Source organism: Stenotrophomonas sp. C9D9, from assembly GCF_056491205.1.
The window spans coordinates 846,487-868,892 of sequence record NZ_JBSZIF010000006.1 but is presented as its reverse complement, the minus strand read 5'-3'; the positions used below and the strand labels follow the sequence as shown (position 1 = coordinate 868,892).

Here is a 22,406-nt window from a genome sequence, read left to right as displayed (position 1 = left end):
TGGGCCATGACGCGACGCGGGAATGTTAGAATCGAGAACCATTTACATCCAGCAGAGAACACGCTAGATGACGCTGTCCGAACTGCCGCTGCACACCTCGGCCGTGGTCGAGTCCGTGCAGGACCTGCATGCCAACGATGCCATTGCCCGTCGCCTGCGCGAGCTGGGTTTCGTGAAGGGCGAGGAAGTGCGCCTGGTGGCCAAGGGCCCGGTGGGCGGCGAGCCGCTGCTGGTGCAGGTCGGGTTCACCCGGTTCGCGCTGCGGATCAGTGAAGCCAAGCGCGTCGTGGTCGACGCCGCCAGCCAGGAACGACGTGCATGACCGCTACCACCGCCACCGCCCCCCTGCGCATCGCGCTGGTCGGTAACCCCAACAGTGGCAAGACCGCGCTGTTCAACCAGCTGACCGGCAGCCGCCAGAAGGTCGCCAACTACACCGGCGTCACCGTCGAGCGCAAGGAAGGCCGCCTGCGCGCGCCGTCCGGCCGTGAATTCGCCGTGCTTGACCTGCCGGGCGCCTACAGCCTGCAGCCGGCCAGCCTGGACGAGGCGATCACCCGTGACCTGTGCCGGGGCTTCTACCCGGGCGAAGCCGCGCCGGACGTGCTGCTGTGCGTGATCGACGCCACCAACCTGCGCCTGCACCTGCGCTTCGCGCTGGAACTGCGCGAGCTGGGCAAGCCGATGGTGGTGGCCCTGAACATGGTCGATGCGGCCCAGCGCCGCGGCATCCAGGTGGACGTGGCTGCGCTGGAGCGCGAGCTGGGCGTGCCGGTGGTGGAGACCGTGGCGGTGCGCAAGCAGGGCGCCAAGGCCCTGGTCGAGCGCCTCGATGCGATGGTGCCGCACCTGGATGCGCCGGTGCCGGGCCCGGAGGGTGGCATCGACTACCATGCCAAGGTGCGCGAGATCCTGTCGGTCGCCGTGCGCATGCCGGCGCGGACCGCGAAGATCGACGACGCGCTGGACCGCTGGCTGCTGCACCCGGTGTTCGGCCTGGTCAGCCTCGCCGTGGTGATGTTCCTGATCTTCCAGGCGGTGTACGCCTGGGCGACGCCGGTGATGGACGGCATCGAGGCCGGTTTCGCCTGGCTCGGTACTTTCGTCGGCAGCGTGCTGCCGGAAGGCCCGCTGGCCAGCCTGCTGACCGACGGCATCATCGCCGGCGTCGGTGGCGTGGTGGTGTTCCTGCCGCAGATCCTGATCCTGTTCTTCTTCATCCTGGTGCTGGAGGAATCCGGCTACCTGCCGCGTGCGGCATTCCTGCTCGACCGCATGATGGCGGCCGCCGGCCTGTCCGGCCGTTCGTTCATCCCGCTGCTGTCCAGCTTCGCCTGTGCGGTGCCGGGCATCATGTCCACCCGCAGCATCCAGGACCCGCGTGACCGCCTGGCCACGATCCTGGTCGCGCCGCTGATGACCTGCTCGGCGCGCCTGCCGGTGTACGCGCTGCTGATCGGTGCGTTCATTCCGCAGAAGACGGTGTGGGGCGTGTTCAACCAGCAGGGCCTGGTGCTGTTCGGCCTGTACGCGGCGGGCATTCTCAGTGCGCTGGCGATGTCGTGGATCATGAAGAAGTGGCGCCGCGACAAGAGCGAGCATCCGCTGATGCTGGAGCTGCCGTCGTACCGCCTGCCGCACGTGCGCGACCTGGCGGTCGGCCTGTACGAGCGCGGCATGATCTTCCTCAAGCGCGTTGGCGGCATCATCCTGGCGCTGACCATCCTGTTGTGGGTACTGCTGTCGTTCCCGGGGGCACCGGCTGGCGCCACGATGCCGGCGATCGACTACAGCTTCGCCGGCCAGATCGGTCATGCGATGGCGGTGTTCTTCGCGCCGCTGGGCTTCAACTGGCAGATCTGCATTGCACTGATTCCGGGCCTGGCTGCGCGCGAAGTGGCGGTGTCCTCGCTGGCGACCGTGTACGCGCTGTCGGCGGCCGATGACGATGCCGCCAGCCAGGCGCTGACTCCGTTGATCAGCGACGGCTGGTCGCTGGCCACCGCGCTGTCGCTGCTGGTCTGGTACATCTACGCCCCGATGTGCATCTCGACGCTGGCCACCATCAAGCGCGAGACCAATTCGTGGAAGACGATGGCCTTCTCGGCGTTCTACCTGTTTGCTGCGGCCTACGTGGCTGCGCTGATCACCTACCAGGTGACCAGGGCGCTGGGAGGCGGCTGATGGACCGTGGACTGCTGCTGCAGTACCTGATCATCGCGGTGGCCGTGCTGGTCAGTGCCTGGGTGGTGCTGAAGAAGCAGTTCCCCGGCACGGTGCGCAAGCTGCGCGGGGCGTTGGCGCTGGCCCTGCTGAAGCCGGGCCGCGCGGCCTGGGCGCAGGCGCTGGGGCGGAAAATCGCGCCGCCGGCCACGGGCGGCGGTGGTGCCTGTGGCGGTTGCGACAGCTGCGGACCGACGCCGCCCAAACAGCACTGACTCTGCCTTGGTAGGTGCGAACCTTGGTTCGCACGCTCCCGCATCCACGCATGGCGTGGATCTACTAGACCTCTCTGCGGATGAGCGCGCGGAAGTTTCCGTCCTGATTCAGTCGCCGCACCGATTCGCGGTTTCCATGGGCTGCCGCGAAGCCCGCCACGTCGGCCAGGGCATCAAGCAGCAGGCCTTTCAGTCCGTCACGGTTTCCGGCCTCCAACAGGTCGTCAAGGTCCTGCTGGATGAACGCCCGGCGCAGGCCCGGCGTTTCTTCGATCCGCCAGTCGACATGGGGCGTGGGGATGCTGGAGCGGTACCTGAAAGCCGTTTCAAGATCGTCAGGCGCGAGGGGGTACTCGAGCAGCTCTGGAAAGTAGAGCCCGGCATTCACATAGAAACCCCGGCTTTCGCTGGCGCGTTGGTGATTCACGACAAGCAGGGCGGCATCCAGCAAGCGGTAGCGGGTCGTCGACGTGCCGGCAAAGCCGGTCTTCCGGGCGCACTTGCTGAAGACGGTCGAGGATTTCATGGGCTTTGCCTGGGCCGGAAGCGGGGCCCACAGCCTTGAGGCGCAGTGCCTGGCGGTCAATTGGCAAACGCGACACTGGAACGTGGCCCGTATTTCATCCACGCATGGCGTGGATCTACCTGGCGCGTGAACCCAGCTCTGCTGCCAACGCCAGCCATCGTTCCCGCTGCGCCGGGCTGCTGCTGCGTACCGCACCGAGTCGGCTGACCCGCACCGGGCGGATGCCGCAGAATTCCAGGATGGTGGCGCGGATCTGGGTGATGCCCGGGTCGCGGTAGATCCAGCGGTAATACCAGGGCGGCGTATCCAGCGTGGTGATCACCCGCGCGCTGCGGCCAGCCAGCAACCGGTCCCACCACACCGAATCGCGCCGGTAGCGGAAAGCGTACCCCGGCAGCAGCACGCGATCGAAGAAGCCCTTCAGCAGCGCCGGCATCGCACCCCACCAGGTGGGATAGACCAGCACCAGATGATCGCAGGCCTCGATCGCATCCGCCGCGTCCTGCAGGCCGGCTTCCAGTGGCTGGATCTGGCGGTAGCCATGGCGCAGCACCGGATCGAACTCGAGGTCACCCAATGCGATCAGGCGCACCCGATGGCCGGCATTCTCGGCAGCCGTGGCGTAGCGCTGGGCGAGGGCGCCGCACAGGCTGTCGCGGTCGGGATGGCCAAGCAGGATCAGGATGGAACGGGACACGGCAACCTCGGGCAATGGAATGTGCGCGAGGTTGGGCTATGCCCCTGGGGCAGAGTCAAACGCCAGTGGTGCAGCCGCTGGGTTGCAGGGTGCAGTCACCATTGCCGGAGTGCAGCCACTGCCGCAGTTCGTCGCTGACCTGCTGCAGGTGGAGCTCGACCTGCGCCAGCCGTGCCCGCTCGCTGGCAATGCGGCAGCGCTGCTGTTCCAGCAAGGCCAGCACCGCCGGCCAGTCGAGCCGTCCGTCGCGGCCCTGCAGGCGGGATACTGCGGCCAGGGTGATGCCCAGCGCCAACGCCTGGCGGATCAATTGCACCCAGGCCACATCCTGTTCGCTGTAGTCGCGATAGCGGTTCAGTCGTGGCACCGGTGGCAGCAGTCCGCGCGCCTCGTACAGGCGGATGGCCTTGGCGCTGGCCCCGGTCAGGCGGCTGACCTCGGAAATGCGCATTGGCTCAGTCCCGCACCAGACCGCCATCGACCACCAGGTTCTGCCCGGTCACCGCGCGCGACCACGGGCTGGCGAAGAACAGCGCGGCATCGGCGAACTCGGCCGGGGTGGTGACGCTGCGCAGTGGCGTGTTTGCGGCGATGTAGTCGAACACCGCTTCCGGCGTGGCGGCGCTGGCATCGGTAGTGCGCAGCAGGCCACCGGACAGCATGTTCACGGTGATGCCATGCGGGCCGAGGTCGCCGGCCAGGGTGCGGGTCAGCGACAGCAGTGCGGCCTTGGCGGCGGTGTAGTCGTGGTAGGGCACGACCGGGTTCTGGAACAGGTTGGTGCCGATGTTGATGACCCGGCCGAAGCGACGGGCCTGCATGCCGGGCAGGGCGGCCTGCACGGTGTTCAGCGCGCCACGCACGCTGCCCTCGAACTGCGCCTGGAACGCCGGCCAGCCGATGGCAGCAGCGCCGTCGCGGGCATCACCATTGAACGAGAAGGCGGCCAGCGCGTTGTTGACCACCGTGGTGACGCCCTGGCCGAAGTGCCCCAGCGCCTGCTGCAGCATCGCATCGACCTGGCCGCGGTCGGTGACGTCGGCCGGCAGCGCGATCGCCTGGCCGCCCAGCTCGGCGGCCAGCGCACGTGCGGCGACTTCGCTGCGGTGATAGTTGACGATGACGCGCGCGCCCTGCGCCGCGAACGCGCGGGCGATGTGCTGGCCGAGGCCGCGGCCGGCGCCGGTGACCAGCACCAGCTGTTCGCTGATCTGCATGAGGGGGCTGCCATCCATTGCATGAAAGGGCATGCAGCGTAGCAGTGATGGCGCTTGCCGGAGCAGGCGTGCTGCCGCTAGCCTGCAGGCATGAACCAGACTCCCCTGCGATTGCTTATTCACGGTGCCTCCGGGCGCATGGGCCAGGCCCTGCTGCGGCTGGCCGCCGAACATCCCGAAACCCTGCAGATCGTGGCCGCAGTGACCGGCTGTGCGCCGGCGCAGCGCGTGGTCGACGGCGTGCCGTTCTTCGGTGCCAGCGAACTGTCCGGCGCGCCGGTGTTCGACGTGGCGATCGACTTCAGCCTGCCGGAGGGTTTCGACCCGCTGCTGGCGTTGTGCGTGGAGCGGGGTGCAGGGCTGGTGTCGGGCACCACCGGCATCTCCAGCGCGCAGCGGCAGGCGCTGGAGGCAGCGGCGGCGTCCATCCCGTTGGTCTGGGCGTCGAATTTCAGCCTGGGCGTGGCGGTGCTGGACGAGCTGGTCGAGCGTGCGGCGCAGGCGCTGGCCGGCTGGGACTGTGACATCGTCGAATCGCACCACACGCAGAAGAAGGACGCGCCGTCGGGCACCGCGCTGACCCTGGGCGCGGCCGCGCAGCGGGGCGGGGCGGAGCCGCATTACGCCAGCCTGCGTGCCGGCGACATTGTCGGCGAGCATCTGGTGCAGTTCACCGGCCCGGGCGAGCGCATCGAGCTGGTGCACCGGGCCACCAACCGCGACATCTTCGCCCGCGGCGCCCTGTTCGCCGCCCGCCAGCTGCAGGGCCGGGCCCCGGGCAGCTATCGGGTGCGGGACCTGCTGCAGTAAGGCGGGCTGATTCCTGGGGTCGGATCCCTTTCCAGCGGAAAGGGCTCTGACCCCATCCGAGGGCGCCTGGGGTCAGAGCCTTTCCCATCCGGGAAAGGATCCGACCCCGCCTCCGGCCCGCATACGCCGCCGGATTGAAATGAATGCGCAATCGCCTGTTCACAATGCGCGATAACCGCTGGCGCGAGCGCCCCGGCAGCGCTACAATTCGCACTCGCCGAATCACGAAAGCCGGACCGGTCCCAGACCGTACGTCCGCGCTTTTTTGCAACCGGATTTCCGTGAAGCGCAGGCGTGACTTCGGCAGCCCCCTCGGTAGCCAAAGTGAGATTCCCGTGACCCAAGCCGCAATCCTCGTCCTCGAAGACGGCACCGTATTCGAGGGCGAATCCGTAGGCGCGCCCGGCCTGTCCGTCGGTGAGGTGGTGTTCAACACCGCCATGACCGGCTACCAGGAAGTGCTGACCGACCCGTCCTACGCCCGGCAGATGGTCACGCTGACCTATCCGCATATCGGTAACACCGGCATGACCGACCAGGACAATGAAGCGTCCAAGGTGTGGTCGGCCGGCCTCATCGTGCGCGACGTTCCGCGCCGTCCCAGCAACTGGCGCAGCCAGGTGTCGCTGCAGGACTGGCTGATCCAGCGTGGCGTGGTCGCCATCGCTGGCATCGACACCCGCAAGCTGACCCGCATCCTGCGCGAGAAGGGCGCGCAGAACGGTGCGCTGATGGCCGGTGACATCGACGTGGAAAAGGCACTGGAAGCCGCCCGCAAGTTCCCGGGGCTGAAGGGCATGGATCTGGCCAAGGTCGTCACTACCGAGAAGACCTACACCTGGACCGAGGGCCAGCTGGACCTGGATGCCAATGCCTTTGTCAGCGTGCCGGCGAAGTTCAAGGTCGTGGCCTACGATTTCGGCGTGAAGACCAACATCCTGCGCATGCTGGCCGAGCGCGGCTGCGAAGTGACCGTGGTGCCGGCGCAGACCCCGGCCGCCGAAGTGCTGGCGCTGAAGCCGGACGGCGTGTTCCTGTCCAACGGCCCGGGTGACCCGGAACCGTGCGACTACGCGATCGAAGCGATCAAGACCTTCATCGACGTGAAGATCCCGACCTTCGGCATCTGCCTGGGCCACCAGCTGCTGGGCCTGGCCTCGGGCGCACAGACCATGAAGATGGGCCACGGCCACCACGGTGCCAACCACCCGGTGCAGGACCTGGACAGCGGCCGGGTGATGATCACCTCGCAGAACCACGGCTTCGCGATCGATGAAGCGACCCTGCCGGCGACCCTGCGCGTGACCCACCGCTCGCTGTTCGACGGCACCAACCAGGGCGTGGCCCGCACCGACGTGCCAGCGTTCTCGTTCCAGGGCCATCCGGAAGCGTCGCCCGGCCCGACCGATGTCGGTCCGCTGTTCGACCGCTTCGTGGTGCTGATGGAGCAGGCCAAGGCGTGATCAGTACGCCGCCGGCCCGCCGGTGGCGTCGCGATGGACCGTAAACCCCGCATCGCTGCTGCCGCTGGCGCGGCGCTGCGGATCAAGATTCCTGATCGACAGCGTGCGATCACCCCCCTTGTCACGCTGTACTGACTTAGAGAAGAAAATGCCCAAGCGCACTGACCTCAAGACCATCCTCATCATCGGTGCTGGCCCGATCGTCATCGGCCAGGCCTGCGAGTTCGACTACTCCGGCGCCCAGGCCTGCAAGGCCCTGCGTGACGAGGGTTACCGCGTGGTGCTGGTCAACAGCAACCCGGCCACGATCATGACCGACCCGGAGATGGCCGACGCCGTCTACATCGAGCCGATCAACTGGCAGACGGTCGAGAAGATCATCGCCAAGGAGAAGCCCGATGCGCTGCTGCCGACCATGGGTGGCCAGACCGCGCTGAACTGCGCGCTGGACCTGGCCGACCACGGCGTGCTGGAGAAGTACAACGTCGAACTGATCGGCGCCAAGCGCGAAGCGATCCGCATGGCCGAAGACCGCGAGCTGTTCCGCGTCGCCATGGGTGAGATCGGCCTGGAATGCCCGACCGCCGCCGTCGCCCACACGCTGGACGAAGCGCTGGAAATCCAGACCCGCGTCGGCTACCCGACCATCATCCGCCCCAGCTTCACCCTGGGCGGCAGCGGTGGTGGCATCGCCTACAACCGCGAAGAGCTGGTCGAGATCGTCAGCCGCGGCCTGGAACTGTCGCCGACCACCGAAGTGCTGGTGGAAGAGTCGGTGCTGGGCTGGAAGGAGTTCGAGATGGAAGTGGTCCGCGATACCGCGGACAACTGCATCATCGTCTGCTCGATCGAAAACCTGGACCCGATGGGCGTGCACACCGGTGACTCGATCACCGTGGCGCCGGCGCAGACCCTGACCGACAAGGAATACCAGCGCCTGCGCGACGCCTCCATCGCCGTGCTGCGCAAGATCGGCGTCGATACCGGTGGCTCGAACGTGCAGTTCGGCATCAACCCGAAGACCGGCCGCGTGGTCGTCATCGAGATGAACCCGCGCGTGTCGCGTTCCTCGGCGCTGGCCTCCAAGGCCACCGGCTTCCCGATTGCCAAGGTCGCCGCCAAGCTGGCCGTGGGTTACACCCTGGACGAACTGAAGAATGAAATCACCGGTGGCCTGACCCCGGCCTCGTTCGAGCCGTCGATCGACTACGTCGTCACCAAGATCCCGCGCTTCGCCTTCGAGAAGTTCCCGGCCGCCGATGCGCGCCTGACCACCCAGATGAAGTCGGTGGGCGAGGTGATGGCAATGGGCCGTACCTTCCAGGAGTCGGTGCAGAAGGCGCTGCGTGGCCTGGAAACCGGCAAGGTCGGCTTCGACCCGACCGGCCTGGACCTGAGCAACGAGGAAGACCTGCAGACCCTGCGTCGCGAGCTGAAGGCGCCGGGCCCGGAGCGCCTGTTCTTCGTCGCCGATGCGTTCCGCGCCGGCATGAGCGTGGAAGAGATCTACGCGCTGTCGTTCATCGATCACTGGTTCCTGGACCAGATCGAGGAAATCATCGCTGCGGAAGCTGACGTCGCCGCCGGTGGCATCGACGCGCTGGACGCCGCACGCCTGCGCAAGCTGAAGCGCGCTGGCTTCTCCGACGCGCGCCTGGCGCAGCTGACCGGAACCAACGAAGCCGCCATCCGCGCGCTGCGTCGTGCGCACAAGGTGCGCCCGGTCTACAAGCGCGTGGACTCCTGTGCCGGTGAATTCTCCACCGGTACCGCCTACCTGTACTCGACCTACGAGGACGAGTGCGAGGCTGCGCCGAGCAACCGCGACAAGATCATGATCCTGGGCGGTGGCCCGAACCGCATCGGCCAGGGCATCGAGTTCGACTACTGCTGCGTGCACGCGGCACTGGCGCTGCGCGAGGATGGCTATGAAACCATCATGGTCAACTGCAACCCGGAAACCGTGTCGACCGACTACGACACCTCCGACCGCCTGTACTTCGAACCGCTGACCCTGGAAGACGTGCTGGAAATCGTCGAACTGGAACAGCCGAAGGGCGTGATCGTGCAGTACGGCGGCCAGACCCCGCTGAAGCTGGCGCGCGCGCTGGAAGCCAACGGCGTGCCGGTGATCGGCACCAGCCCGGACTCGATCGACCTGGCCGAAGACCGCGAGCGCTTCCAGCAGCTGGTCGACAAGCTGGGCCTGAAGCAGCCGCCGAACCGCATCGCCCGCAACGACCAGGAAGCCCTGCTGCTGGCCCGCGAGATCGGCTACCCGCTGGTGGTGCGCCCGAGCTACGTGCTGGGCGGCCGTGCGATGGAGATCGTCTACGGCGAAGCCGACCTGGCCCGCTACGTGCGCGACGCGGTGAAGGTGTCCAACGATTCGCCGGTGCTGCTGGACCGCTTCCTCGACAACGCCGTCGAGTGCGACGTCGACATCATTGCCGATGCGCAGGGCAACGTCCTGATCGGCGGCGTAATGGAGCACATCGAAGAAGCCGGCGTGCACTCGGGCGATTCCTCGTGCTCGCTGCCGCCGTACTCGCTGTCGGCTGAAACCCAGGCCGAGCTGCGCCGCCAGGTGGTGGAACTGGCCAAGGCCCTGAACGTGGTCGGCCTGATGAACACCCAGTTCGCGATCCAGACCAGCGATGAAGGTGCCGACACCATCTACCTGCTGGAAGTGAACCCGCGTGCCTCGCGCACCGTGCCGTTCGTGTCCAAGGCCACCGGCATGCCGCTGGCCAAGATCGCCGCCCGCTGCATGGCCGGCAAGACGCTGGCCGAGCAGGGCGCGACCAAGGAAATCGTGCCGGACTACTACTCGGTGAAGGAAGCGATCTTCCCGTTCGCCAAGTTCCAGGGCGTCGACCCGATCCTCGGGCCGGAGATGCGCTCCACCGGTGAGGTGATGGGCGTCGGTCGCACTTTCAACGCCGCCTTCGCGCGTGCGCAGGAAGCCGGTGGCATCAAGGCGCCGCCGGTCGGCAAGGCCTTCGTCTCGGTCCGCGATCCGGACAAGAAGCGCGTGCTGCCGGTGGCCAAGGCGCTGCTGGCGCGTGGCTACAGCCTGGTCGCCACCCGTGGCACCGCCGCATGGCTGCAGCAGCACGGCATGGACTGCGAGATCATCAACAAGGTGGTCGAGGGCCGTCCGCACATCGTCGACTCGATCAAGAACGGTGAGATCGTCTACATCGTCAACACGACTGAAGGTCGTTCGGCGATCAACGACTCGTTCTCGATCCGTCGCGAGGCGCTGCAGCATCGCGTCACCTACTCGACCACCATTGCCGGCGCCAAGGCGCTGGTGGATTCACTGGAATTCCGTGGCACCGGCCCCGTCTGGTCGCTGCAGGAGCTGCACAAGGAGTTGAATGCATGAGAGCCCCCATCACGATGAAGGGCGCGCAGAAGCTGCGCGACGAACTGGATCACCTGAAGTCGGTCAAGCGCCCGAAGGTGATCGCCGCCATCGCCGAAGCGCGTGAGCATGGCGACCTGAAGGAGAACGCCGAGTACCACGCCGCGCGCGAGGAACAGGGCTTCATCGAAGGCCGCATCAAGCAGCTGGAAGGCGAGCTGTCGCACGCCGAGATCATCGACGTGAGCAAGCTCAACGCCGGCTCCAAGGTGGTGTTCGGTGCCAGCGTGACCCTGGCCGACGTGGAAACCGACGAAGAGAAGAAGTACCAGATCGTCGGTGACCTGGAAGCGGACATCAAGCTGGGCCTGATCGCGATTTCCTCGCCGGTGGCACGCGCGATGATCGGCAAGCTGGAAGGCGATTCGATCGTGATCGACGCCCCGGCCGGCCAGCGCGAGTACGAGATCGTCAGCGTCAGCTACGTGGACTGACCCAGTGGCAACGGCGACCCTGCTGTTGCCGGCGCGCAGCCGCTTTGCCGCGGCTGCGCTGCCGGACGATGTGGCGCGTGCGCTCGGCCGCGCCACGACGGTGCAGGTCGCGCCGGGCGAACGCGCGCAGCTGACGCGCCATTTCACGGTCGCCGCGCCGCACTGGCCGGTGGCCGCGTTGACCCGCCAGCGCGACGTCGGCGATGCGGCGGGCGCCAGTTGGCTGCGTGCCGATCCGGCCTGCATGGTGCCGGACATGCACGGCGCGCGGATGATGGCCTACGGCGAAACGCTGCGGCCGACGCTGGCCGACTGCCTGGCCCTGCTGCCGGTGCTGCAGCCGTTGTTCGCCGATGCCGGGTTCGTGCTCGACGCACCGGATCCTTCGCGCTGGTACCTGCGGCTTCCGATCGACCTGGCCCTGCCGGACTTCGACAGTCCGGACGAGGTGCTGGGCGATGACCTGTTCTCGCACCTGCCGGAAGGCGAGGGCGGCCGCCGCTGGCGGGCGCTGATGACCGAGGCGCAGGTGCTGCTGCACAACCATTCCTGGAACCAGCAGCGCGCCGCGCAGGGACAACAGCCGATCAATTCGCTGTGGTTCTGGGGCGGCGGCGTGATGCCGGTGTCGGTCAGTACGCCGCACGCACAGGTGCGCAGCCGCGATGCGCTGCTGCAGGGCCTGGCCCTGGCTGCCGGAGTGGCCGTGGATGGTGAGCAGGCGGTGGATGCACTGGTCGACCTGCGCCAGCTGCGCTCTTTGCAGCAGCTCGGCAATGATGCGATCCGCCCGCTGCTGGCCGCGTTGAAGCGTGGCGAGCTGCAGCGGCTGGTGCTGGATTTCGAGGACGGCCTGCAGTTCCAGCTGGACCGTGGCCAGCGCTGGCAGTTCTGGAAGAAGCCGCGCCAGCTTCACGATTGATCGGGGTCGGATCCGTTTTCCATCGGAAAACGGCTCTGACCCCAGATGTTTGCCGGGGTTGCCGGCCAGCGGCCGGCACTACCGCCGCTGCCGGGCGCAATCCCGCCAGCCTCTCCCACGCGCGGTATCATCCCTCTGTCTTTCGTAACCGGCGATGCCGATGTCCCTTGCCGCCGATGCCGTGCAGCCCACCTCTGATACGCCGATGATCCGCCGCCGCGATGCGGTCGTGCCCGGCAGCTGGCCAGAGGGCACGCTGCCGCTGCTGGCGCGGCTTTACGCCAGTCGTGGCGCAGGTACACCGGAACTGGCGCAGCCGAAGCTGGGCAATCTGCATGCGCCCGAGCTGCTGACCGGAATCGACGATGCGGTGGGACTGCTGGTCGAGGCCGTCGCCAACGATAAGCGCATCCTGGTGGTCGGCGATTTCGACTGCGATGGTGCTACCGCCTGTGCGGTCGGTGTGCGAGGCCTGCGCATGCTCGGCGCGCAGCACGTCTTCCACGCGGTGCCGAACCGCATGGTGCACGGCTATGGCCTGTCACCTTCACTGGTGGAGGAACTGGCCGAGCTGAAACCGGACCTGCTGGTTACTGTCGATCACGGCATTGCCTGCCACGCGGGTGTGAGCGCGGCCAAGGCGCGTGGCTGGCAGGTGCTGGTCACCGACCACCATCTGCCGGGCCCGCAGTTGCCGCCGGCCGACGTGATCGTTGATCCGAATCTGGACGGCGACGCCTTCCCCAGCAAGTCGCTGGCCGGTGTCGGCGTGATCTTCTACGTGCTGATGGCGCTGCGCCGTCAGATGCGCGAGGCCGGCGTTTTTGCCGATGGCAAGGGGCCGGACCTGACCACGCTGCTGGACCTGGTGGCGGTCGGTACCGTTGCCGACCTGGTAGCGCTGGACCCGAACAACCGTGCGCTGGTCAGCGCAGGCCTGCGCCGTCTGCGCGCAGGGCAGGGTTGTGTCGGCCTGCGTGCGCTGATCGAAGCCAGTGGCCGTGATGCCGCGCGCCTGACCGCCACCGACATCGGCTTCGCACTCGGCCCGCGCCTGAACGCGGCGGGCCGGCTGGAAGACATGGCGTTGGGCATCGCGCTGCTGCTGACCGAAGACCCGCGCCAGGCGCGCGAGATCGCGCAGACGCTGGAGCAGATCAATTCGGAACGGCGCGCGGTGCAGCAATCGATGACCGATGACGCCGAGCAGGCGTTGACCCGCGTAGTGCTGGACATGGCCGGCCAGCGCCCGGTGGCGGCCTGCCTGTTCGATGCCGATTGGCATCCGGGCGTGGTCGGCCTGGTCGCGTCGAAGATGAAGGATCGCCTGCATCGCCCGGTGATTGCCTTCGCCCCGGCTGAACCGGGTGCCGACACCCTGCGCGGCTCGGCGCGTTCGATTCCCGGCCTGCACATCCGCGACGCACTGGCACTGGTCGATGCGCGGCATCCGGGGCTGATCGAACGCTTCGGTGGCCACGCCATGGCGGCCGGCCTCAGCCTGCGGCTTGACCACGTTGATGATTTCAAGGCGGCCTTCGTGGCTGTCGTGCTGGAAATGCTCGACCCCGCAGCATTGCAGCAGCAGGTTCTCAGCGACGGCGAACTGGCCGCAGACGAGCTGGATCATCGCCACGCCGATGCGTTGCGCCTGGCTGGACCGTGGGGCCAGGGCTTCCCCGAACCGCTGTTCGATGGCCACTTCGAAGTGGCCAACTGGCGCGTGTTGAAGGAGCGCCACCTGAAGCTGGAGCTGCGCCTGCCCGGCGTACCCGGCACGATCAACGCGATCCACTTCGGTGGCTGGCACGGCAACGCGCCGGGCCGCCGTGTGCATCTCGCCTACCGGCTGGCCTGCGACGACTATCGCGGCGGCAGCGCCATCCAGTTGATCGTGGAGCACAGCCTCCCCGCATGAAAAAGGGGACGGAGGGGATTAAGTCGCAAGTGGCAAACAAGGCACAAGCGACTTAATCCCCTCCGTCCCCTTTTCCGGGAAGTCAGCGGATTTCGGTTACCAGTGTCGGCAGCTCCCAGGTGCCGCCGGGCACACCCCGGCACAGGCCCGCTGCCACTTCCGAGGTGGCGATGAAGGCGGTGCCATTCCAGGTCCAGGTGTTCTGCGAGATGCAGTCACCCAGGCCGCGGCCCTTCTGCGCGGCAATGATCTGGCCATCGTCGTAGTCGATGGCATCGCTGGTCACCCACTTTGCCTGGAACGGCGGCTGTGGGCGGGCCACCCAGTAGCCATCGCCGCTGTTATAGGCCGCTCGCCAGCAGGGCACGTTGACCAGCACGTGCTGTGCGTCCAGGCGGCGGACCTCCAGCGGCGAGTTGCTCAGCGGAGTATCGGCATCGGCTTCCTGAAGGCCTTCGCAGCTGTCTTCTTTCAGCGTGGCACGCAGCGCCGCGCGCAGGGCGGGTGAGGCGGCCAGTTTCGCAAACGCCGGATCATCCGGGGTCGAATCAACGGTAGCGGCCTTGCGCACCACCGGCACCGGCAGTGCGGCGGGGACGCTGGATTCAGGCGTGCTGCCCTTGCGCATCACGGCGCCGGGTGTGCCAAGGCGACCCTGGTACTCGTCGATCTTCAGCAGCACCGCTGCCGCCCCCTTGTCTGACAACGGCCAGCGATGGCCGGCGCCATCGGTCACACTGACTCCACCGTCGCGTACCAGCGCGGACAGTAGCGCGCTGGTCTGCGTGGCATTCAGGCTGTGCGTGCCTTCGCCCTTTGCGGGTGCCAGAACGCCCAGATCCTGCTGCTGGATGCGCAGATGCAGTGCGCCCCTGGGCTGGGGCTGGCCTTCTTCCGGCTGCAGCGACAGGCGGCCCTGGATGGCCTGGCCCGGGCCGCCCTTGCGGGTGAGCAGCACACTCAGGGTGCTGCCATCATCGGGGGCATAGCCAGCGGCGCGGCAGGTCAGGGTGTTGTCGCAGGCCACGATCCAGTCGTGGTGCTGGAAATACAGGCTCTTGGCCGGGGCAGCGGCACTGGCGTTCAATGGGCAGGCCAGGGCCAGCAGGGCGGCGGGGAGGAGGGATCGCATCGGCATCCTTGCACGTAGGGAATGGGAGGCATGGTGCCTGCTGGTGGGGGCGATGAAAAGCTGCACGGCGTTCAACCCCGTTCCGGCTGTTCGCGCGTTCAAAGGTCCACGATCCCACTGGAGCCCTGTCATGGTCTTCGCCCGTTGCTGCAGCGTGTTGATGCTTGCCCTCGCAATCTGGCCCGCCGGCGCCCAGTCGCCACGCATTGCCCGGCCGCAAGCCGCCACACTGCTTTTGATTGCGCCCGCCGCCGAACAGCCTGTGCAGCTCCAGCGTGCGCGCATCGAAGGCGAGGTCCTGGCCGGCGTCGCCCAGACCCGGATCACCCTGGAATTCCACAACCCGAACCGGCGCGTGCTGGAGGGCGAGCTGCAGTTCCCGCTGGCCGATGGCCAGCAGATCACCGGCTTCGCGCTGGACATCAACGGCGAACTGCGTGACGCGGTGCCGGTGCCCAAGGACCGTGGCCGTCAGGTGTTCGAAGAAATCGCCCGGCGTGGTGTCGACCCGGGCCTGCTGGAGCAGACTGCCGGCAACCAGTTCCGCCTGCGCATCTATCCGCTGCCGGCCGGCGGCAGCCGCCGCGTGCAGCTGGTGATTCGTGAGCCGTTGGCCTTCGCCGGACAAGGCTGGCAGTGGACGCTTCCGCTGCAGTTCGCCGCCGGTGCGTCTTCGGTTGAATTGAAGCTGCAGGCGCCGGGCGCGTCCACCGCTGGCATGGCGCCGTTCCGCATCACTGCGGGCCAGCTGCACTGGCAGGGCAAGGGCGCGCAGCTGCCGACGCAGCTGCAGTGGCGCCTGCCCGCAGCACGTCAGGCGCAGGTCGAGGTGGCGCTCTGGCAGGATGGGCACTACCTGCTGGCGCAGCTGCCGGTGGCGGCCAACAGCACGCCCCGCACGCTGCCCAGCGAGATCGGCCTGCTGTGGGATGGTTCCGGTTCGGCGGGGCAGCGCAATCGCACGCGTGAGTTCGCGCTGCTGGATCGCTACTTCGCCGCGATGGGTGACGGCACGGTGACATTGACCGTGCTGCGCGACCGCGCCGAACCGGTGCGGCGCTTCCGCGTCCGCGCTGGCAACTGGAACGAGCTGCGTGCTGCGCTGCAGGCCGTGCGCCCGGACGGTGCCAGCGCGCTGGCGCAGTGGCAGCCGCAGCCGAGTGTGAAGGAGTACCTGCTGCTCAGCGATGGTCTGCTGACCTATGGGCCGGAAGCACTGCCAGCACTCGCGCCGGATCAACGCCTGTTCGCGATCAGCAGCGCCGGCGCCCGTACTGACAGCACGCGACTGCGTGGCTGGAGCGAAGCGCATGGCGGACGCTTCGTCGCGCTGGGTAATGATGTTGATGCGGCCGCTCGCGAACTACTGTCGTCGCCCTTGGACGTGCAGGTCGATGCGGGCCGCGGCGTACAGGACGTGGTGATCGATCGTCGCAGTGAAGCCCAGGGCTGGTTGTGGCTGCATGCACGACTGGCGGCCGACGGCGTGCCGATGCGGGTGCGCGTGGGCGGCGGTGAATGGCAAGCGCTGCCGGCAACGCAGAAGAGTGACGACGGTGAACTGGTGGCCGGCTTGTGGGCGCAGGCCCGTCTGCAGCAACTCGGCGCCGACCGTCGAGGCAACCGCGAAGCCATGCAGCGGCTGTCGCAGCAGTTCGGCCTGGTCGGGCCGGATACCTCCCTGATCGTGCTGGAGACGCTGGAGGACTACCTGCGCTATGCGATCCGTCCGTCCGGCACGCTGCGCGCCGAGTACGACGCCAGGTTTGCAGTGCAGGTACGTGATCGCGCCGCAGCCGATCGCCAGCGCCTGGATGAAGTGGCCGCTCGCTGGAAGGAGCGCCAGCAGTGGTGGAACCGCAGCTGGCCGAAGGGCGCGCCGCCGCAGGCCAAGGAAATGGCGCTGGAAGTTGCATCCGCAGGCTACGCAGCCGAATCCGCACCCGTGGCGATGCTGGCAGCCCCTGCGCCTGCCCCGCCGGCTGCGCCTTCACCGATGGCAGCGGCTGCCGAGCAGCGCATGGACGCCAGCAGCGCACGCGCGCGCCGCTCAGCACCTGCATCGAACAAGACGCTGGATGCGATCGCGGTCACCGGTGGGTTCGCCGACGCATCTGCTGCCGCCAACGACGGCCAGCTCGGCATCCGGCTGGCGGCCTGGCAGCCGGACTCGGCCATCGCCCGTCGCCTGCGCCAGGGTCCGCCGTCGCAGCTCTATGACCGCTATCTGGCCGAGCGCGATGCCCACGCCGACAGCAGCGCGTTCTTCCTTGACGTGGCCGACCTGCTGCTGGAGCAGGGCCAGCGCGAACTGGCACTGCGCGTGCTGTCGAACCTTGCCGAGATGGACTTGGACAACCGCCACCTGCTGCGCGTGCTCGGCTACCGGCTGATGCAGGCCGATGCACCGGCACTGGCGGTGCCGGTGTTCGAGCAGGTGCTGGCGATGGGTCAGGAGGAGCCGCAGAGCTTCCGCGACCTGGGCCTGGCGCTGGCAGCAGCGGGCAAGCCGCAGCAGGCACTGGCGCCGCTGTACCAGGTGGTGGTGCGGCCGTGGGACAGTCGTTTCGATGGCATCGCCCTGATCGCATTGGATGAGCTGACCAACCTGGTGGCGCGCAGTACGCCGCGTCTGGACACCCGCAGCATCGACCCGCGACTGCTGCAGGCGATGCCGCTGGACCTGCGCGTGGTGCTGTCGTGGGACGCCGACAACAGCGACATGGACCTGTGGGTGACCGACCCGAATGGCGAGCGCGCGTACTACGGCAACCGCCAGACCTACCAGGGCGGGCGGATGTCGCAGGACTTTACCGGCGGCTATGGTCCCGAGCAGTTCTCGCTGCGTAACGCCAAGCCGGGCAAGTACAAGGTCGAGGCGAACTATTTCGGCAGCCGCCAGCAGCTGGTGACCGGTGCGACGACCCTGATGCTGCGCCTGACCACGCACTGGGGCACGCCGAAGCAGAAGGACCAGATGGTAACGATGCGGTTGAAGGACCGTGCCGAGACCGTGCTGGTGGGCGAGTTCGAGGTGAAATGACCGTTCGGACACCCGTGTAGAGCCGAGCCCATGCTCGGCTCTACAACTGCGCTGTCGCGGCGCGTGCGATCTGCGCCGCAGGCGGATCGGCGCGCAGGCCAAACAGCGGCCGCAGCCAGCGCGAGCGTCGGATCAGCAGCTCGTGGATCAGCAGGCAGCCACCGACGGTACCGGCCAGCAGCAGGGCCGGTTCCATCCACGGGCCCAGTTGCAGTGGCTTGAGCCAGAACAGCAGGGCGATGATCAGGCTCTGGTGCAGCATATACCAGGGATAGATGGCTTCGGTGCAGTACGGCAACCAGCGGAACGGACGATCAAGGAAGACCTTTCCCCAGCCCAGGATGGCCAGCAGTGCGGTCCATACGTACAGCGACTGGCTGGTCCGGACCTGCAGGTCCCAGAACGGTTCGGGCCATTGCCGCAGGGGGGAATCGGCCGCCAGCACCTGGCCAAGGATGCGCAGGCCCATGTACCAGCCGACCGCCGCCAGTGCCAGCCACAGCGTGGTGCGGCGCAGGGCCACCACCCGTTCCCAGAACAGTGGCTCGCGACCCAGCAGGTAGCCGGCCAGGAATGCCGTGGCGTACTTCGCGTGCTGGTACCAGTCGCCGAGCAGGGCATTGGTGGACGGATAGATCGGCTCCAGCCAGACCACCCAGGCCAGCAGCAGGGCGAACGGAATGCCGATCAGCAGCGTGGGTGAGGCTGCAACGCGTACCATCGCGCTGCGCACCCCTGTGGTTCCCAGCAATGGCATCAGCAGGGCCAGCGCCAGGGTGTAGTTCCACAGATAGGCCAGGTACCACAGGTGGTTCCAGGTGATGCCGTACTGCCAGCCCGCGAAGCTGCCTTCCGGCCAGGGCCGCACCTGCCAGTAGCGCAGCAGGAAGTGGCCGAAGCCCGGCGCTACATGGCCGTTGGCCACGCCTTCGCAGTAAGGCTGGATGGGTACGATCACGAACATGCCGAACAGCAGGGGCAACAGCAGCTTCCAGGTGCGCAGGCCGGCGAAGCGCAGCAACCTGCCTTCGGGTCGCATCAGTGCGATGGCGATGCCCGAGATCAGGAACAGCAGTGACATCCGCCAGCGATTGACGAACACCATCGGCCATTGCAGCCATTCGGCCGTGTGCACGCTCTTGAGGTGGAAGCCCCAGTCGTCCACATAGGCCATGGCGGTGTGGTAGAGGATCAGCAGGGCGAAGGCGAACACGCGCAGGGCGTCGATGTCGTGGCGTCGGGTCATGGGGGTGGTGTGCCGGAGAGTCGAGCCAAGGTGACGCCGCCCGGTCCGTGCAGCGACCGCCAAGGGGCCGCCGGAACCCGCGCGGTGACCAATGGCGGGGGTGGTGGGACCAATGGAGCCGCTACCCTTGGTCCCTTGAGGCAGGCTGGAGCACCGCAACGACATGGATGCAGCAATGACCCAGGGCCGACCACCGCGCTGGCGCACGTCAACCCGCCTGCTGGTATGGGCGGCCATCCTGTCCGCTTCAGCCGTGACCAATGCGCTGGTGGAAGTGATGGATGCCGGACGCCGCGGCGCCGATCTCGGCCTGTGGGAACCGATGATCTGGGAGTTCAGCAGCCTCGGCCTGATCCTGTTGACCCTGCCGTTGCTGTGGTGGGGCTGCGAGCGCTGGCCGCTGCATGCCGATACATGGAAGCAGCGGTTGCCGCTGTATCTTCTGGCCAGCGTCGGCTGGTCGCTGCTGCACGTGGTGGGGATGATGCTGCTGCGGCACCTGGCGTATGCAGCGCTGGGCTATCGGTACCAGGACGATGCCGGCTGGCTGGAGCGTTTTGCGTACGAATACCTGAAGGATGTGCGCACGTTTGCGATGTTCGTGGCACTGGAGCACTTTGCCAGCTGGTTCGGCCGGCGCCGGCAGGGTGAGGCGAGCCTGCTGGCCGAGCCGGACGTCGGCCCGCCGGTGGAGCCGGTCGAGCGCCCCCAGCACTTCCTTGTGCGCAAGCTGGGCAAGGAGTTCCTGGTCGCCACTGCAGACGTGGAGTACGCCCAGGCGGCGGGGAACTACGTGAACCTGCGGGTACGCGGCCACGACTACCCGCTGCGGATCACCATGGCGGTACTGGAGCAGCGGCTGGACCCGGGCGTGTTCCTGCGCCCGCACCGCAGCTGGCTGATCCATCGGGGCCAGCTGCGCTCGATCGAGCCGCTGGACGGTGGCGAGGCCCTGCTGCACATGGCCGACGGAGCCAAAGTGCCCTGCAGCCGGCGCCAGCTGCCGCTGCTGCGGCAGGCGCTGGGGGCAGGGTGAGGCCCTCATTCCGGGCACCCGCGGCCTGCGGTATCATTACCAGTCATCTTTTGAATGCATAACCGCCGACATGATCGAACTGAATCCTGTCCGCCAGCGCATCACCGATCTGACCGATCGCGTGCTGTCGCTTCGGGGGTATCTTTGACTACGACGCCAAGAAAGAGCGTCTTGAAGAAGTAACGCGGGAGCTGGAAAGCCCCGACGTCTGGAACAACGCCGAGTACGCCCAGAACCTGGGCCGCGAGCGTTCCAGCCTGGAAAAGACCGTGGGCGGCATCGCCTCGGTGCTCGATGGCCTGAACGACGCCACCGAACTGCTGGAGCTGGCCGAGTCCGAGCAGGATGAGGACACCGCACTGGCCGTGGTCGCCGACCTGGACAAGCACCAGGCCCACGTGGAGAAGCTGGAGTTCCAGCGCATGTTCTCCGGCGAGATGGACAATGCGGCCGCGTTCGTCGACATCCAGGCCGGTGCCGGCGGCACCGAAGCCCAGGACTGGGCCGAGATCCTGCTGCGCATGTACCTGCGCTGGTGCGAGTCGCGCGGCTGGAAGACCGAACTGATGGAAGTGTCCGGTGGCGACGTCGCCGGCATCAAGTCGGCCACGCTGCGCGTGGAAGGCGACTATGCCTATGGTTGGCTGAAGACCGAGACCGGCGTGCACCGCCTGGTGCGCAAGTCGCCGTTCGACTCGGACAACCGCCGCCACACCAGCTTCACTTCGGTGTTCGTGTCGCCGGAGATCGATGACAACATCGACATCACCATCAACCCGGCTGACCTGCGCACCGACGTGTACCGCTCGTCCGGTGCCGGTGGCCAGCACGTCAACAAGACCGAGTCGGCGGTGCGTATCACCCACATCCCGACCAACATCGTCGTGGCCTGCCAGACCGGCCGCAGCCAGCACCAGAACCGCGACAACGCGATGAAGATGCTGGCCGCCAAGCTGTACGAGCTGGAGATCCAGAAGCGCAACGCCGAGAAGGATGCGGTGGAAGCCACCAAGTCCGACATCGGCTGGGGCAGCCAGATCCGCAACTACGTGCTGGACCAGAGCCGTATCAAGGACCTGCGCACCGGCATCGAACGCTCGGACACGCAGAAGGTGCTCGACGGCGACCTGGACGAGTTCGTCGAGGCCAGCCTGAAGGCTGGCCTGGCCGTGGGCTCCAAGCGCGTCGATGCCTGATCGACGCGCCTGCGCGGATAGCATCGCCCTCCGTGATGGAGGGCGATGATGCGCAGCGAAAGTGAACGCAAGGAACTCGGCGGCTTCCTCAAGGCCTGCCGCGCCCGTGTCGACCCCGCCACGCTCGGCCTCCCGGCCGGGCGCCGGCGTACCCCGGGCCTGAAGCGCGAGGAAGTCGCACTGGCGATCGGCGTCAGCGTCAGCTGGTACACGTGGATCGAGCAGGGCCGCGAAGTGCGCGCCTCGCCCGAGGTGCTGGAGCGGCTGGCGCAGGTGCTGCGCATGAGCGACGACGAACGCGCCTACGCGTTCGCGCTGTCCGGCTATGGTGTGCCACTGGAATCACCGGACGAGAGCGTGACCGACGGCCTGCGCCAGTTGGTGGACGCGATGCAGCCGATCCCGGCCTATGTGCGCAACACCCGCTTCGACATCCTGGCCTGGAACCCGGCCATCGCCGATCTGTTCGTGGACTACAGCCAGCTGGCGCCGCATGAGCGCAACACGCTGCGGTTGATGTTCCTGTACCCGCCGTACCGCACGCTGATCCTCAACTGGGAAGAAATGACCCGCGGCCTGCTGGCGGGCTTCCGTGCGGCGATGGCGCAGGCGCCGGACAAGGCCCCGTTCCTGGCACTGGTCGAGGACATCGCGGCGCACAGCGAGGAGTTCCGCCAATGGTGGCCGGAGCACGACGTGCGTCGGTTCGATGAAGGCGCGAAGAAGCTGAACCATCCCACGCGCGGGTTGCTGGACCTGCAGTACGTGGCGTTGGTGCCGGAGAGCCGGCACGACCTGTCACTGGTGACCTACCTGCCGCGTAGGTAGGAGGTTGTTCGGCAGGGCTTGCAGCCCTGCACCTGCAGACGCCGAAGCGACAGCAACAGCAACAGCGGAC

The 22,406-nt window shown here is 67.4% G+C and carries 19 protein-coding genes; 13 read left to right on the top strand and 6 right to left on the bottom strand.

Annotated elements, in window-relative coordinates:
• Positions 1–67 precede the first annotated feature (67 nt).
• From ACXI0D_RS19520 to ACXI0D_RS19510, 3 genes are read left to right on the top strand one after another with little or no spacing between them, the layout of a single operon-like run.
• Complete coding sequence (locus tag ACXI0D_RS19520; protein ID WP_005409473.1) at positions 68–322, top strand: FeoA family protein; 255 nt, start codon at positions 68–70, stop codon at positions 320–322.
• Positions 319–2,184 carry a ferrous iron transporter B gene (gene feoB / locus ACXI0D_RS19515; protein WP_479642991.1) on the top strand — a complete coding sequence of 622 codons (1,866 nt, stop codon included), beginning with the start codon at positions 319–321 and terminating at the stop codon, positions 2,182–2,184. The genes ACXI0D_RS19520 and feoB overlap by 4 nt, the downstream gene beginning before the upstream one ends.
• A complete protein-coding gene (locus tag ACXI0D_RS19510; protein WP_479642990.1) occupies positions 2,184–2,438 on the top strand; it encodes a DUF6587 family protein in 255 nt (84 codons plus the stop codon). Before feoB ends, ACXI0D_RS19510 begins: the two co-directional genes overlap by 1 nt.
• 64 nt (positions 2,439–2,502) lie before the next feature.
• On the opposite strand, the gene ACXI0D_RS19505 is transcribed toward ACXI0D_RS19510, so the two are convergent.
• The 4 genes from ACXI0D_RS19505 to ACXI0D_RS19490 form a co-directional block, all read right to left on the bottom strand.
• Complete coding sequence (locus ACXI0D_RS19505; protein WP_049444848.1) at positions 2,503–2,964, bottom strand: DUF4304 domain-containing protein; 462 nt, start codon at positions 2,962–2,964, stop codon at positions 2,503–2,505.
• A gap of 115 nt (positions 2,965–3,079) precedes the next feature.
• Positions 3,080–3,661, bottom strand: coding sequence for an NAD(P)H-dependent oxidoreductase (locus ACXI0D_RS19500; RefSeq protein ID WP_049444870.1), 582 nt, complete (start codon positions 3,659–3,661; stop codon positions 3,080–3,082).
• Between the two features lie 55 nt (positions 3,662–3,716).
• A complete protein-coding gene (locus ACXI0D_RS19495; RefSeq protein WP_119006194.1) occupies positions 3,717–4,112 on the bottom strand; it encodes a MerR family transcriptional regulator in 396 nt (131 codons plus the stop codon).
• 4 nt (positions 4,113–4,116) lie between these two features.
• A complete protein-coding gene (locus ACXI0D_RS19490; RefSeq protein WP_428993330.1) occupies positions 4,117–4,878 on the bottom strand; it encodes a 3-oxoacyl-ACP reductase in 762 nt (253 codons plus the stop codon).
• A 90-nt stretch (positions 4,879–4,968) separates the two neighbouring features.
• Here ACXI0D_RS19490 and dapB point away from each other — a divergent pair, with 90 nt between their 5' ends.
• The 6 genes from dapB to recJ all read left to right on the top strand — a co-directional run bounded on the left by dapB (position 4,969) and on the right by recJ (position 13,855).
• Positions 4,969–5,688, top strand: coding sequence for a 4-hydroxy-tetrahydrodipicolinate reductase (gene dapB, locus ACXI0D_RS19485; protein ID WP_479642989.1), 720 nt, complete (start codon positions 4,969–4,971; stop codon positions 5,686–5,688).
• 335 nt (positions 5,689–6,023) lie between these two features.
• Complete coding sequence (carA, locus tag ACXI0D_RS19480) at positions 6,024–7,151, top strand: glutamine-hydrolyzing carbamoyl-phosphate synthase small subunit (protein WP_042358678.1); 1,128 nt, start codon at positions 6,024–6,026, stop codon at positions 7,149–7,151.
• 148 nt (positions 7,152–7,299) lie between these two features.
• Complete coding sequence (carB, locus tag ACXI0D_RS19475; protein WP_049444856.1) at positions 7,300–10,542, top strand: carbamoyl-phosphate synthase large subunit; 3,243 nt, start codon at positions 7,300–7,302, stop codon at positions 10,540–10,542.
• 8 nt (positions 10,543–10,550) lie between these two features.
• Positions 10,551–11,015 (top strand): transcription elongation factor GreA, encoded by a 465-nt coding sequence (greA, locus tag ACXI0D_RS19470; RefSeq protein ID WP_026347191.1) that lies wholly within the window; start codon positions 10,551–10,553, stop codon positions 11,013–11,015.
• A gap of 4 nt (positions 11,016–11,019) precedes the next feature.
• Positions 11,020–11,937 carry a 2,3-bisphosphoglycerate-independent phosphoglycerate mutase gene (locus ACXI0D_RS19465; protein WP_014037058.1) on the top strand — a complete coding sequence of 306 codons (918 nt, stop codon included), beginning with the start codon at positions 11,020–11,022 and terminating at the stop codon, positions 11,935–11,937.
• Positions 11,938–12,097: 160 nt separating this feature from the next.
• Positions 12,098–13,855, top strand: coding sequence for a single-stranded-DNA-specific exonuclease RecJ (gene recJ / locus ACXI0D_RS19460; protein WP_049443481.1), 1,758 nt, complete (start codon positions 12,098–12,100; stop codon positions 13,853–13,855).
• Between the two features lie 82 nt (positions 13,856–13,937).
• On the opposite strand, the gene ACXI0D_RS19455 is transcribed toward recJ, so the two are convergent.
• The gene (locus ACXI0D_RS19455) at positions 13,938–14,987 is read right to left on the bottom strand and encodes a DUF1176 domain-containing protein (protein ID WP_049443482.1); all 1,050 of its coding nucleotides are present in this window, start codon (positions 14,985–14,987) and stop codon (positions 13,938–13,940) included.
• Positions 14,988–15,117: 130 nt separating this feature from the next.
• On the opposite strand from ACXI0D_RS19455, the gene ACXI0D_RS19450 reads away from it, so the two are divergent.
• Entirely contained in the window at positions 15,118–18,030 is a 2,913-nt protein-coding gene (locus tag ACXI0D_RS19450) for a VIT domain-containing protein (RefSeq protein ID WP_479642988.1), read from the top strand.
• A gap of 40 nt (positions 18,031–18,070) precedes the next feature.
• Here the strand turns inward: ACXI0D_RS19450 and ACXI0D_RS19445 are convergent, their stop codons facing one another.
• Complete coding sequence (locus ACXI0D_RS19445) at positions 18,071–19,276, bottom strand: acyltransferase family protein (RefSeq protein WP_479642987.1); 1,206 nt, start codon at positions 19,274–19,276, stop codon at positions 18,071–18,073.
• A gap of 175 nt (positions 19,277–19,451) precedes the next feature.
• On the opposite strand from ACXI0D_RS19445, the gene ACXI0D_RS19440 reads away from it, so the two are divergent.
• The 3 genes from ACXI0D_RS19440 (at position 19,452) to ACXI0D_RS19430 (ending at position 22,336) form a co-directional block, all read left to right on the top strand.
• Positions 19,452–20,312 carry a LytTR family DNA-binding domain-containing protein gene (locus ACXI0D_RS19440; RefSeq protein ID WP_049443460.1) on the top strand — a complete coding sequence of 287 codons (861 nt, stop codon included), beginning with the start codon at positions 19,452–19,454 and terminating at the stop codon, positions 20,310–20,312.
• Between the two features lie 70 nt (positions 20,313–20,382).
• Positions 20,383–21,508 (top strand): peptide chain release factor 2 gene (gene prfB / locus ACXI0D_RS19435; RefSeq protein ID WP_014037064.1). Its coding sequence is split into 2 segments (ribosomal slippage): positions 20,383–20,457 and positions 20,459–21,508, totalling 1,125 coding nucleotides; the frame shifts between segments, so codons are not numbered across the junction.
• Positions 21,509–21,553: 45 nt separating this feature from the next.
• On the top strand, positions 21,554–22,336 hold the full coding sequence (locus ACXI0D_RS19430) for a helix-turn-helix transcriptional regulator (RefSeq protein ID WP_042358681.1): 783 nt from the start codon (positions 21,554–21,556) through the stop codon (positions 22,334–22,336).
• Positions 22,337–22,406: the final 70 nt, after the last annotated feature.

Excerpts from the sequence above, each read along its gene's own strand:
- ACXI0D_RS19520 (WP_005409473.1), top strand. The coding sequence starts at position 68 with ATGACGCTGTCCGAACTGCCGCTGCACACCTCGGCCGTGGTCGAGTCC.
- feoB (WP_479642991.1), top strand. The coding sequence starts at position 319 with ATGACCGCTACCACCGCCACCGCCCCCCTGCGCATCGCGCTGGTCGGT.
- ACXI0D_RS19510 (WP_479642990.1), top strand. The coding sequence starts at position 2,184 with ATGGACCGTGGACTGCTGCTGCAGTACCTGATCATCGCGGTGGCCGTG.
- ACXI0D_RS19505 (WP_049444848.1), bottom strand. The coding sequence starts at position 2,964 with ATGAAATCCTCGACCGTCTTCAGCAAGTGCGCCCGGAAGACCGGCTTT.
- ACXI0D_RS19495 (WP_119006194.1), bottom strand. The coding sequence starts at position 4,112 with ATGCGCATTTCCGAGGTCAGCCGCCTGACCGGGGCCAGCGCCAAGGCC.
- ACXI0D_RS19490 (WP_428993330.1), bottom strand. The coding sequence starts at position 4,878 with ATGCAGATCAGCGAACAGCTGGTGCTGGTCACCGGCGCCGGCCGCGGC.
- dapB (WP_479642989.1), top strand. The coding sequence starts at position 4,969 with ATGAACCAGACTCCCCTGCGATTGCTTATTCACGGTGCCTCCGGGCGC.
- carB (WP_049444856.1), top strand. The coding sequence starts at position 7,300 with ATGCCCAAGCGCACTGACCTCAAGACCATCCTCATCATCGGTGCTGGC.
- recJ (WP_049443481.1), top strand. The coding sequence starts at position 12,098 with ATGTCCCTTGCCGCCGATGCCGTGCAGCCCACCTCTGATACGCCGATG.
- ACXI0D_RS19455 (WP_049443482.1), bottom strand. The coding sequence starts at position 14,987 with ATGCGATCCCTCCTCCCCGCCGCCCTGCTGGCCCTGGCCTGCCCATTG.
- ACXI0D_RS19450 (WP_479642988.1), top strand. The coding sequence starts at position 15,118 with ATGGTCTTCGCCCGTTGCTGCAGCGTGTTGATGCTTGCCCTCGCAATC.
- ACXI0D_RS19445 (WP_479642987.1), bottom strand. The coding sequence starts at position 19,276 with ATGACCCGACGCCACGACATCGACGCCCTGCGCGTGTTCGCCTTCGCC.
- ACXI0D_RS19440 (WP_049443460.1), top strand. The coding sequence starts at position 19,452 with ATGACCCAGGGCCGACCACCGCGCTGGCGCACGTCAACCCGCCTGCTG.
- ACXI0D_RS19430 (WP_042358681.1), top strand. The coding sequence starts at position 21,554 with ATGATGCGCAGCGAAAGTGAACGCAAGGAACTCGGCGGCTTCCTCAAG.